This window comes from Pedobacter zeaxanthinifaciens (genome assembly GCF_003313335.1).
Taxonomy (GTDB): domain Bacteria; phylum Bacteroidota; class Bacteroidia; order Sphingobacteriales; family Sphingobacteriaceae; genus Pedobacter; species Pedobacter zeaxanthinifaciens.
The window spans coordinates 464,500-476,686 of sequence record NZ_QMHP01000001.1 but is presented as its reverse complement, the minus strand read 5'-3'; the positions used below and the strand labels follow the sequence as shown (position 1 = coordinate 476,686).

Below are 12,187 nucleotides of genomic sequence, written 5' to 3'. Positions count from 1 at the left end.
TGAAACTTCGTAAGCCTTTTTTTATGCAATACTTTAGGGTGTTTGTTTTTTGCAAAGGTTTGAGTTAAATAAACCTGATGGAAGCGAATATCCTTTTTGTTCTCCACTGCTGTCATCTTGAGCTTGTCGAAAGATGTTTGATCATAGCGCTTCGAGAGGCTTTGTATTATAAAAGTGAAAGGCAGTAGCAACAAAAAGATAGTAGCGGACAGCGGGACTAACGTTCAAATGAAATGCTGTAATTGCTTTTCAATATAGATTACTCCTAGCGTCGGAATGACAGGTAAAACAATTATGCTACAGCGGGGCTAACGTTAAAATGAAGTGCTGTAATTGCTTTTCAGGATAGATTCCTCCTAGCGTCGGAATGACAGGTAAGATTGGAATGACAGGTAAGATTGGAATGACAGGTGCCAGAAACAGAATAATAGAAAATAGATCCTTCGTTGCACTCAGGATGACAGGCGTGTTAAAGAAATAGCTCGAACTTTCGCTCGAGCTATTGTTATCTGATGTTTATGAGGTTCTTCGACAAGCGAAGGCTGACAAATCGTCGAATAGACAGTGGTTAAGCAAAATCGTAAATCTAAAATCTACGATCGTAAATCCTTAAGCCATTGCCTCTTCCTCTACGTAGCTTTCCAATGGAGGGCAGGCGCAAATCAAAGATCTATCGCCATGGCTGTCATTTACCCTGCCTACTGAAGGCCAGAATTTATAGGCAGCTACGTAAGGCAATGGGAACGCCGCAGTTTGACGACTGTAACCATGATCCCAATCATTTCCTGTTACCACAGCAGCAGTGTGTGGCGCATTTTTCAGTGGGTTGTCCACCTTATCCAAGCTACCAGCTTCAACTTCGCTAATTTCGTTTCTAATGGCAATTAAAGCGTCGCAGAAACGATCTAACTCGTGTTTAGGTTCACTTTCTGTAGGCTCAACCATTAAAGTTCCAGCAACTGGGAACGAAACTGTAGGAGCATGGAAGCCATAGTCCATTAAACGTTTAGCAATATCAACCACTTCAATACCAAAGTTTTTGAAACCGCGGCAGTCTAAAATCATCTCGTGTGCACAACGGCCATTTGCACCAGCATACAACACTGGGTAATGTTGCTCTAAACGAGCTTTCATGTAGTTGGCGTTTAAGATGGCGTATTTAGTTGCATTCGTTAAGCCTTCGCCGCCCATCATGGCAATGTAAGCATGTGAAATTAACAAAATACTTGCCGAACCCCAAGGAGCCGAAGATACTGCAGGGATAGATTTTCCTTTATCGATATTTACTACAGCGTGACCAGGTAAGTAAGGTACTAAGTGTGCTGCCACACCAATTGGACCCATACCAGGACCACCGCCACCGTGAGGGATACAGAAAGTTTTGTGTAGGTTCAAGTGACAAACGTCGGCACCGATATTAGCCGGGCTAGTTAAGCCTACTTGTGCATTCATGTTAGCGCCGTCCATGTACACTTGACCGCCGTGTTCGTGAATTGCTTTACAGATTTCGATGATGCTTTCTTCGAACACACCGTGGGTAGAAGGGTAGGTAACCATTAAGCAAGAAAGGTTAGCTGAATGTTCCGCAGCCTTTGCTTTCAAATCTTCTACATCAATTTCGCCTTTTTCGGTAGATTTTACCACCACAATCTTCATTCCGGCCATAGCTGCAGAAGCAGGGTTAGTACCGTGAGCCGAAGCTGGAATTAATGCGATGTTACGGTGGTGATCACCACGATCCTGATGATAAGCTCGAATTACCATTAAGCCAGCGTACTCGCCTTGCGCACCGGCATTAGGCTGTAAGCTCATTGCGGCAAAGCCAGTAATTTCACTTAACCATTTATCTAGCTCATCAAAAATAGTGTAGTAACCTAAAACTTGGTCGCTTGGCGCAAAAGGGTGAATTTTACCAAACTCAGGCCAAGTTACTGGAATCATCTCAGTGGTAGCGTTAAGTTTCATGGTACATGATCCTAAAGCTATCATTGAGTGACAAAGAGATAAATCTTTAGTTTCTAATGATTTAATATAACGCAACATTTCGTGCTCTGAATGGTGCGAGTTAAAAACAGGATGTGTTAAATATTCAGAAGTACGTTGTAAATCAGTTGGGATAGTGGTACTTACTTCATCAACAACCACCACGCTATCAGTAGCAATGGCTTTCACTTTAGAGAAAATGCGAACTAGCAAACTTACATCAGCGAAGTTGGTAGTCTCATCTAAAGAAATGGTAGCTTTTTCACCTTGGTAATTTAAGTTAACGTTGTTGTCCAAGCAATCTTTATGGATAGCACCTTTTAAGTCGCCAAGCTCCACTTCAATGGTATCAAAATAAGCCTGATTACTTACTTTATAGCCAATAGCTTTTAAAGATTCTGCCAATGAAACTGTTAAACCATGAACACGCTCAGCAATTAATTTTAAACCTTTTGGTCCGTGGTAAGCCGCATAAAAACCAGCCATAATAGCTAGCAAAGCCTGCGCTGTACAAATGTTTGAGGTTGCTTTATCTCTACGGATGTGCTGCTCACGAGTTTGCAAGGCCATACGCAAAGCGTAGTTGTTATTGCTATCAATGGTTACCCCAATAATACGACCCGGGATAGAACGTTTGTACTCATCCTTAGTAGCAAAAAACGCTGCGTGAGGACCGCCAAATCCCATTGGAATACCGAAACGTTGCGTTGTACCAACTACCACATCAGCGCCCCACTCGCCCGGAGGCGTTAAAAGCGTTAAGCTAAGCAAATCAGCAATTACCGTAAGCTTTACGTTTTGAGCATGTAAGGTATTTGCGAAGTCGCCGTAATTATAAACTTCACCGTTAGCAGCCGGATATTGTACAATAGCACCAAAAAATTCAGCGGTAGGCTCAAAAGTTTCGTGGTTACCAATTACCAATTCAATGCCGAAAGGATTAGCTCTGGTTTTTAGGATATCGATAGTTTGTGCGAAGATCGCTTCCGAAACGAAGTACTTACTGCCTTGCTCTTTTTTGCGCAAACTGTACTGCATAAACATGGCTTCGGCAGCGGCAGTACCCTCATCCAATAAAGATGCATTCGCAATTTCCATTCCCGTAAGGTCAATAACCATGGTTTGGAAATTCAACAGTGCCTGTAAACGACCTTGTGCAATTTCAGCTTGATAAGGCGTGTATTGGGTATACCATCCCGGGTTTTCAAAAACGTTACGCAAAATAACGCCCGGAGTAATGGTATCATAATATCCTTGTCCGATAAATGATTTGAAAACTTTGTTTAAAGATGCTGTTTGTTTAAGGCTGTTTAAGTAATCTACTTCAGATTTCGCTTCCGGCAGGTTTAAGCCTTGTTTTAATCTGATACTTGCAGGAATAGTTTGCTCAATTAATTCGTCTATTGAATTTACTCCTACAGTTTTTAACATTGCCTCGGTATCGGCCTCATTTGGCGCAATATGGCGGTCTTTGAAGTTCTCTTGGTAATGGATGTTTAAGCTCATGGAATGCTAGCATTTTTAATGCCGCAAAGGTAAGTATTTAAAAGGAGATATTATCGTAACAAATCCTTAATAAAAAGTCATATTAGAGCTGATAAATTCTATAGTTTTTGTAGAAAATAGTTTAGTTTTTGAAAAACAGGTTTTGGTTTTTCATCGTCACCTGTAGCCCTGCTATTCACTCCAATCTTTTTGTTTTTTAGCTTTTGTCATTCCGACGTTAGGAGGAATCTATTATTTAACACTTAAATTTCAGATCCTTCACTATGATTAAGTTGAAAGCCTTAAAAAACAAAAAGGATTTCCGTTGCTATCAGGTTTAGTTCAGCAAAAGGAGTGCAAATAGCTCAAATGCGTAGCTACTTCGATAGTAAAAGTATCAGATGTCGTGATGCTATTCGCTAATCTTTGCGCAATCTCCGTGTACTTTGCGGTAAAATTTCAACTAAGATTAACCACAAAGTTTTGGAACTGCTCGGATTATAAATCCGATGATACGGCTTCGGAGTTGCAAACTCCGAAGAGCGACAGTTTTTATCGTTACATCTAGTCCTGCTATTTGCTGCAATCTTTTGTGTTTTGGTTCTTGTCATTCCAACGTTAGGAGGAATCTATCCAAGCCGTTCGGTATTTGTAATGTCTAACTACTTATCACGGAATTTTTAATTCCAATTGCTAGAAGTTAACTATACGAACTGCTCGGATTATAAATCCGACGATACGGATTCGTGATGCTATTCGCTGATCTTTGCGCAATCCGTGTATTTTGCGGTAAAATTTCAATTAAGATTAACCGCAAAGTTTTGGAAGCCTCGCAAAGTACGCAGTCCCGCTATCCGCTGCAATCTTTTGTGTTTTGGTTCTTGTCATTCCAACGTTAGGAGGAATCTATCCAAGCCGTTCGATATTTGTAATGTCGAACTACTTATCACGGAATTTTTAATTCCGTTTGCTATAAGTTAACTATACGGCTGTTCGGATTATAAATCCGACGATACTGCTTCGGAGTTGCAAACTCCGAAGAGCGATAGTTTTGGAAGCCTCGCAAAGTACCCAGTCCTGCTATCCGCTGTAATCTTTTGTTTTTTCGGTTCTTGTCATTCCGACGTTAGGAGGAATCTATTATTTAACGTTTAAATTTCAAATCCTTCACTGCTGGTCAGAATTACGGTTCAAGAAGACAAGAGTATTTCTGTTGCAAGCAATCGCAGTAAATTGTCAAAGAAAATAGGCATTTTTGAAAGGAGGCTTTATCCTTCCCCTAATTTCTCACTTTCCAACCTTCTTCCTTATCATATTTTAGTCGGTAGGTTTTCGTTAAAAACTCACTGTTTTCTTCGGGATTTTTTTGAAATGCTGCGAAAGGCGTATTAGTTTTCTTTAATGATACCGTTACTTTAGCAGTGGCATCGTTTACTTTGGAAAAATCTACGGGTTTTTCTTCAGTAAGTTCATAAATTACCGCTTTAACGGTGGCTTTATCGTTATTTTGCTGCAATACATATTCACTGGCTTTTTGGGTAAGCTTAGCACTGTAAACGTAGCTGCTATCTTTAGAAAGAAACTTCTTTTTAGCACTCAATAGGGTAAACGTAATATAGCCTTCGTTAGCCAATTGGCGATAATTTGCCAGTTCCGCATATTCCTTTTCACTATTAAACTTCAATTCGCCGAACTCGAACTTAGTTGTTTTGTACTCCGGATTTCCTTTCAAATAGGTGGTAATTACCCTACCTGCCTCATCTGTGTTAATGGTAGAAGTATTTTTACAAGCAAAAAGGGTAGAGGTAATTAGTGCAATTAATATTGTTTTTTTCATAAATTCATTAATTATAGTGTCAAGTTTCCCTCGCCACCCTTTGGGCATCTATCCCTCTGGAGGATCATAACGTTTTGTTTAAGCTACTTGCTTCTCTCTCCGGGAGAGATTTAGTATCCAGAGCGGGCTTTAAGTTTTACTAAAGCTATTCGCTTTCTTTAGATTTTCCAAATTTGGGATAATCATTGCTATTAAAATGATGATAACACCAATCCAGCGCAAAAAGTTTACCTGTTCATGCAAAACAATGGCAGACATGCTTACCGCTACCGGAAGTTCTGCTGAGCTCAGTATCGAACTTAATGTTAAACCAATTTTTGGGATACCAGAAGCGAAGCACAATGGAGGGATAACTGTTCCAAATATGGCTAAAATCAAGCCCCATTTCAATAAATTGCCAGCTAATGCTCCATTAAACAAAAAAGAAGGAGGTAGAATAATAAAGATCAACAAGCATGCACCGGTAATCATCAATGCACTTTTTTGTAGGGGTGGATATTCGTTTCCTAAGTTACCGTTGAGCATTAAAAATATCGCGTAACAAAGCGCAGCAACTAAACCATAACCAATACCTGCTATACTTAAAGCTGTGCCTGTCTGCTCAAAATAGCCGCTCGCTGCAACTGTGCCAACTAAAATAAACGCAATTGCTAAAACTTGTGAACGACTAGGCCTTTTTTTGAAGAATATAAATTCCAACAAAACGCTAATCCATACAAACTGCATTAATAAAATAATTGCAACTGACGCTGGAATCAATTTTACACACTGGTAATAGCTCAGACTAACCAATCCTGTGAAAAAGCCAGCCGCAACCAACTTAATCCAGTGCGTTTTGATTACCGGCTTAGGATGGTTTGCAGGTTGTACTTTACGTTGAATTAGAAAAATTGACCACAATAAAACAGCGCCAAACAAAGCTTGTGTTCCTGTTACATCTCCCAAGCTATAGCCTTCTGCGTAGGCCAACTTAACAAAAGTGGATAATATGCCGAAGCTACAGGCTCCGAGTAAAACGAGAAGAATACCCTTTAAAGTCAAAATTAGTCAGATGTCCGAAGACGGGTGATGAAATTTAATAATTTTTATTGTAGCTCTTAGTTGGGCTACTGTGAAACTTCGGTCATCATACATTAGAAATTGGTTTCAATTGTGCTAAATAACGCTTGATCGTTTCCTCTAGCCCTAAGTAAAGCGCATCACTAATAAGCGCATGACCTATGGAAACTTCTAACAGACCAGGTATGGTTTGCGCAAAATATTTCAAATTATGTAAGTCCAAATCGTGGCCAGCGTTAATGCCTATGCCAAGCTCGTTGGCTTTATGCGCTGCAGCCAAATAAGGTGCAATAGCTTTCTCTCTATTGTTGGTATACTGCTGCGCATAAGCTTCGGTATAAAGCTCTATTCTGTCAGTTCCAGTAGATAGGGCAGCTTCAACCATCTCAACTACAGGATCTACAAAAATAGAAACCCTAATTCCAGCATTTTTAAAAACCGATACCATTTCTTTCAGGTAATCCTGATGTTTGATGGTATCCCAACCGTGGTTTGATGTAATCTGACCTTCAGCATCAGGGACTAAGGTTACTTGCGCTGGCTGATTTGCCAACACTAAATCAACAAATTTTTGCTCTTTGCAATTTCCTTCTATATTAAACTCAGTTGCAATCACAGCTTTTAAATCAAAAGTATCTTGGTAGCGAATATGGCGCTCATCCGGGCGAGGGTGTACTGTAATTCCTTGCGCACCAAAACGTTCACAGTCTAAGGCAACTTGCACTAAATTAGGGTTATTACCACCTCTGCTATTACGTAATGTGGCAATTTTGTTGATATTCACCGATAACTTTGTCATGTTGCAAAGATACGTTTTAGCCACAGATGCAGGGATAAAAAAGAATTAAGATTTTCATAAATCTCTCTTTATGGTAGTTCCGTGCATCTCGGGTACTAATTATTGCGGCGTTTGGTTTTTAATAGCTTTAATTAGCCACAGATGCACAGATAAAAAATAGCTTTGGTAATTTAAATGCGCTCCGTTTTTTGAACTAATTAACAGCTTTAATTAGCCACAGATGCACAGATAAAAAAGCTTTGATAAATTAAGATGCGCTGCGTGTTTGGAACAAGTTATCGAGATTTCGGCTTTTCAGTTTTCTTTTGTTCAATTAGTTGTATTGATTTCGCCTTAAACCGCTTTTCTACAATTTCGCCCGTTACTACTGCCTTTCTAACAGCATTACAAAAACCGTCGTCCGCATGCGCATCTCCAAAATCATCAATTTTACGACCATCAACAAAATAGGATATTCCATCAATTTTAACTGCTAAATCGCAGCCTTTGCCCGCCATTTGGAACATACATTCGCCGCAGGCAATTTCAACTTCTTTTTTCTCCACTTTTTTTGTGGCGGTTTTTGTTTGTGCGTTTGTAACTAACACGGATGCTAATAGCAATAATAAGAGCTTAAATTTTTTCATGTTATTGTTGTTTACGCAAATATGTGAAATGTAGTTGATTATAGAAATGATTGACATCAAATCTTTTTACTTCCTAAATCACTTTACAAAAAATATAGCTCAACTGAGCTAATTTAATTGTTTAACTTTTTTGCTGTAAACCCAATAAAATACAATTGGATAAACAAATAAATTGAATAAGGTATTGGTAATGAGTCCGCCGATGACTACCACCGCTAAAGGCTTTGATGCTTCAGAACCAATTCCAGTTGAAACCGCAGCGGGAAGTAAACCTATGGCTGCCATTAGCGCTGTCATAATTACCGGGCGCATTCGGTTAGCCACACCATCTTTTACAGCATCAGCAAAGCTCCAATTCGCGTGGTGTTTTAGCTCGATAATATTACTTTTAAATTTGGTAATCAGTATTACGCCGTTCTGTACGCATATCCCAAATAGAGCAATAAAACCAATACCGGCCGAAATATTAAAGTTAATGCCTGTAATTAAAAGCGCAAATATGCCTCCAATCATAGCAAAAGGTACGTTATTAAGCACAAGGAGCGCATCTTTAGCGTTACCAAATAAAATGAACAGGATAAAGAAAATCAATAATAAACTAATAGGAACTGCTTGAGAAAGTTGTTTGCTTGCTCGCTGCTGATTTTCAAAGTCTCCTGCCCATTCTAAACGGTATGGCTTTGGCAGCTTGATGGCTGCATTTACTTTTTGTTGGGCTTCGCTAATCACGCTTCCCATATCTCGTCCACGAATTGAAAATTTAATTGCGCCATAACGGCGGTGTTTGTCGCGGTAAATCATGCTGGGGCCAGTAGTCTTTTTGATCCTTGCTATTTCGCCCAACGGTACTTTAGCACCAGAAATAGTGGGAATACGCAAATTTCCAATTGCAGTTTCGTCATTTCTGAAATCTTCAGGATATCGAATTACCAAGTCGAACTTTTTCTCTCCTTCATAAATTTGAGTTGCTGCTTTACCTCCAATAGCCATTTCAACTACTGCATTGGCATCGGCTGTGCTCACACCGTAAAGCCCCATTTTACGCTGGCTTAAATCAATTTGAAGTTCAGGCTGACCAAGATTTCTCAAAATTCCTAAGTCGTCAATACCATCTACTGTTTTTAAAATGTCGAAGATCTTTTCTTCTTGTTGTTCAATAAACTCAAAATCATCACCAAACAACTTCACTACAATGGAACCTTTTACACCAGATACGGCTTCTTCCACATTGTCAGAAATGGGTTGCGAAAAGTTTAAACTAATTCCTGGAAATGCTTTCAGCTTTTCTTGCATCCGCTCAATTAACTGCTCTTTGCTCTGTTTTCGTTTCCATTGTTTGCGAGGGTAGATATCGACATGAAACTCCATATTGTAAAAGCCAGTTGCATCAGTTCCGTCGTTCGGTCGGCCGGTTTGCGAAAGCACTTGTTTTACTTCTTCAAAACTCAAAAAGATTTTACGCATTTCGTTAGAGAGCTTTTTCGTTTCATCCAACGAAATACTCAAAGGTCCAGTAGCTCTCACGTAAATTGACCCTTCATCTAAATTGGGTAAAAACTCGGTTCCTAAGAATTTAAAACTCACCGCTCCACTAATTAAAATTGTAATTGAAGTTATAAATGCTATCTTTTTGTATTTAAAGCATTTATCGTATAGTTTTAAAGTGTGTTTTGTAATGAATTCTAAGAAGATGTTATGCTTTTCTTTAACGTTCTTTTTTAGCAATAAACTTGCCATTGCGGGCACTAAAGTAAAGGTTAACAATAAAGCGCCTAGTAAGGCAAAACTCAATGTCCAAGCCAAAGGAGAGAACATTTTACCCTCTACTTTTTCGAAAGTAAAAATGGGCATCAATCCGGTAATGATAATTAGCTTGGCGAAGAAAATGCCTTTCCCGTTTTCTAAACAAGCCTTTTTTATCAAGCCTAATTTGCTAATGCGATTGAACTTTTGCATGCCTACCGCTTTTGCTTTTTGATCTAACACTACAAAAATCCCCTCGACCATCACCACTGCACCATCAATAATAATCCCGAAATCAATGGCGCCCATAGACAGCAGGTTGGCCGACATACCTTTTAGTTTAAGGCAGATAAATGCAAATAATAATGCTAAAGGGATAACCAGAGAAACGATTAAAGTGGTGCGCCAATCGGCCATGAAAAGAAAAACGATAACGGTAACAAATAAAATGCCTTCAAACATATTACCCATCACCGTATGTGTTGCAAAATTCACCAAGTCCTCTCTGTCGTAAAACGATTTTATTTTCACGTCATCTGGCAAAATATGATCATTTATCTCACTTATTTTCACCTTTAGTCGTTTAATTACCTCGCTTGGATTTTCGCCTTTTCGCATTACAACAATGCCTTGTACTACGTCTGGATCTAAATCTCTACCAACTTGACCTAAACGTGGCAGCGCCGATTCTGTAACTTCAGCAATGGTTTTTACATAGATAGGCGTGCCGTTGTGGTTATCAACTACCACATTTTTGATTTCTTCGATGTTGTTAAGTACGCCAATGCCACGCACCACATAAGCCTGACCAGCTTGTACAATTACATCGCCACCTACATTAATGTTACTTTTGGAAACGGCCTCGAATAGCTCGGTAGCACTGATGTTGTATTGTATGGCCTTCTGCGGGTCAACGGTGATTTGATAAGTTTTTACTTCTCCGCCAAAGCTTACCACATCGGCTACGCCCGCTACAGAAAGTAATTCCCTTTCAATGGTCCAATCCTGAATGGTCTTGAGTTCCCTTACCGATTTTTTGTTGCTCGTTAGGGTATACCTAAAAATTTCTCCGGTAGGACCATAAGGAGGTTGTACTTCTGGTTGTATGCCATCGGGCAAATCAGCTTCAGCGATATGGTTATTAATTTGAACCCTTGCAAAAGCATAATCTATCTCATCTTCAAAAGTCACTTTAACAATAGATAGGCCAAATAGGGAAGAAGAACGAATGCTAGTCCGCTTTTCAGTTGGATTCATAGCGATTTCCAAGGGGCGGGTTACAAATTTCTCAACTTCTTCTGCACTCCTTCCGGGCCACTGCGTAATGATGGTGACGCTGGTATTGGTTACATCTGGAAATGCCTCAATTGTTGTTTTTTTAAAACTGAAATACCCGGCCAGCACCAAAATAAAGGTGGTGAAAAAGATGAAGTATTTATGTTTTAGTGAAAAACCAATGATTGTTTTAATGAATTTATTCATTGTAAGGAAATTTGTGTCTGGCAATTGTTACCGAAGAAATATCAGGATGCCAAAATGATGAAGGCTAAGCTTTGCTGTTACTTTAAACTCTCGAAAAGAAATACTTGCTTAGAGGCGATAATTTTATCTCCGGCATTTAAGCCGCTGCTTACATACGCTCTATTGCTTGTTTTTCTTCCAATTTCAATTTCTTGTACGCGGATTTTCTTCTCTGCATCCAATACTAAAACGTAATTTTTATTCTCATCAAAAATGATAGAACTTGCTTTTACGGAAGGTAACTTGATAGCTGATTTCGCCATTACTTTTACAGTGGCCATCATTCCAGGTTTCAAACTTAAATCTGTGTTTTTGATACTTACTCTGGCACTTATTACCCTGCTTTCATTATCAATAGTTTGATATATTCGGTCTATCTTTCCCTGATAGTTTTTTTCAGGATAGGAGATTACCGATACTTCTACTTGATCGCCTTCCTTAAGCATAGATAGTTCGCTTTCATAAACATTGATGATTGCCCACACCTGAGATAAATCGGCCACTTTAAAGGCAGCTGTTTCATTATCAGGGCGCAACTGCATGTAGCTGCTTACGTTTTTTTCGATGATGAAACCAGAAATTGGGGTGACCATTTTGTAGTTGCCCTTTACATTTCCACCGTTAATTTTTAGTGCCGTTTTCGCTCGTTGGAGTTCTGCCTTTTTGATGGTAAGTTCATTTTTCACTTCTTCCAATTCTTTTGCAGATGTTAAACCACTTCTGTACAGTTCCTCGGCTTGCGCAAAAGCTCGTTCAGTGCTTTTCAGTTCAGCTTCTGCACTTATTAATTCTTTATCAAAACCAGCCATTTCAACGCTACTTATGCTGGCCAGTACTTGACCTTTACTTACTTTATCCCCAATTTTTACGTTTACAGCACCAACAAGGCCACTTACCATAGGGTATATTTCAGTTTGCAGATCCTCATTGGTGGCAATTTTAGCAGAGAAATTGAGCACATTAAGGTTATTTGCAGATTGCACCGTGTCAATCAATAACTGGTTGATCAGTGAATCTGTGATTTCAAATTTGTCGTTTTTTACTTCGCTAACAGTCGAAGTGCAACCTTGGGCAATTGCAGCAAATAATAATAATGAAAAGCTGATTTTTTGGAGATATATGGACTGAGACATG

Annotated in this window: 7 protein-coding genes; all 7 read right to left on the bottom strand. The window is 39.3% G+C overall.

Features of this window, described 5'->3' with window-relative positions; translation table 11 throughout:
* Nucleotides 1-609 precede the first annotated feature (609 nt).
* Nucleotides 610-3,489 carry an aminomethyl-transferring glycine dehydrogenase gene (gene gcvP, locus DUT68_RS02015; protein ID WP_113635249.1) on the bottom strand — a complete coding sequence of 960 codons (2,880 nt, stop codon included), beginning with the start codon at nt 3,487-3,489 and terminating at the stop codon, nt 610-612.
* Nucleotides 3,490-4,747: 1,258 nt separating this feature from the next.
* Nucleotides 4,748-5,305, bottom strand: coding sequence for a hypothetical protein (locus tag DUT68_RS02010; protein ID WP_113635248.1), 558 nt, complete (start codon nt 5,303-5,305; stop codon nt 4,748-4,750).
* 129 nt (nt 5,306-5,434) lie between these two features.
* Nucleotides 5,435-6,346 carry an EamA family transporter gene (locus DUT68_RS02005; RefSeq protein ID WP_237088239.1) on the bottom strand — a complete coding sequence of 304 codons (912 nt, stop codon included), beginning with the start codon at nt 6,344-6,346 and terminating at the stop codon, nt 5,435-5,437.
* 85 nt (nt 6,347-6,431) lie between these two features.
* Nucleotides 6,432-7,163, bottom strand: a complete 732-nt coding sequence (locus DUT68_RS02000; protein WP_113635244.1) for a pyridoxine 5'-phosphate synthase — start codon at nt 7,161-7,163, stop codon at nt 6,432-6,434.
* 275 nt (nt 7,164-7,438) lie between these two features.
* Nucleotides 7,439-7,789, bottom strand: coding sequence for a DUF6370 family protein (locus DUT68_RS01995; RefSeq protein WP_113635473.1), 351 nt, complete (start codon nt 7,787-7,789; stop codon nt 7,439-7,441).
* A gap of 108 nt (nt 7,790-7,897) precedes the next feature.
* Nucleotides 7,898-11,014: an efflux RND transporter permease subunit gene (locus tag DUT68_RS01990; RefSeq protein WP_113635242.1), complete on the bottom strand. Its 3,117-nt coding sequence runs from the start codon at nt 11,012-11,014 to the stop codon at nt 7,898-7,900.
* Between the two features lie 77 nt (nt 11,015-11,091).
* A complete protein-coding gene (locus DUT68_RS01985; protein WP_113635241.1) occupies nt 11,092-12,186 on the bottom strand; it encodes an efflux RND transporter periplasmic adaptor subunit in 1,095 nt (364 codons plus the stop codon).
* Nucleotide 12,187 lies beyond the last annotated feature (1 nt).

What these genes read in the sequence shown, in the direction of transcription:
- DUT68_RS01985 (WP_113635241.1), bottom strand. Translation starts at nt 12,186, where the DNA reads ATGTCTCAGTCCATATATCTCCAAAAAATCAGCTTTTCATTATTATTA.
- DUT68_RS02000 (WP_113635244.1), bottom strand. Translation starts at nt 7,163, where the DNA reads ATGACAAAGTTATCGGTGAATATCAACAAAATTGCCACATTACGTAAT.
- gcvP (WP_113635249.1), bottom strand. Translation starts at nt 3,489, where the DNA reads ATGAGCTTAAACATCCATTACCAAGAGAACTTCAAAGACCGCCATATT.
- DUT68_RS02010 (WP_113635248.1), bottom strand. Translation starts at nt 5,305, where the DNA reads ATGAAAAAAACAATATTAATTGCACTAATTACCTCTACCCTTTTTGCT.
- DUT68_RS01990 (WP_113635242.1), bottom strand. Translation starts at nt 11,014, where the DNA reads ATGAATAAATTCATTAAAACAATCATTGGTTTTTCACTAAAACATAAA.
- DUT68_RS01995 (WP_113635473.1), bottom strand. Translation starts at nt 7,789, where the DNA reads ATGAAAAAATTTAAGCTCTTATTATTGCTATTAGCATCCGTGTTAGTT.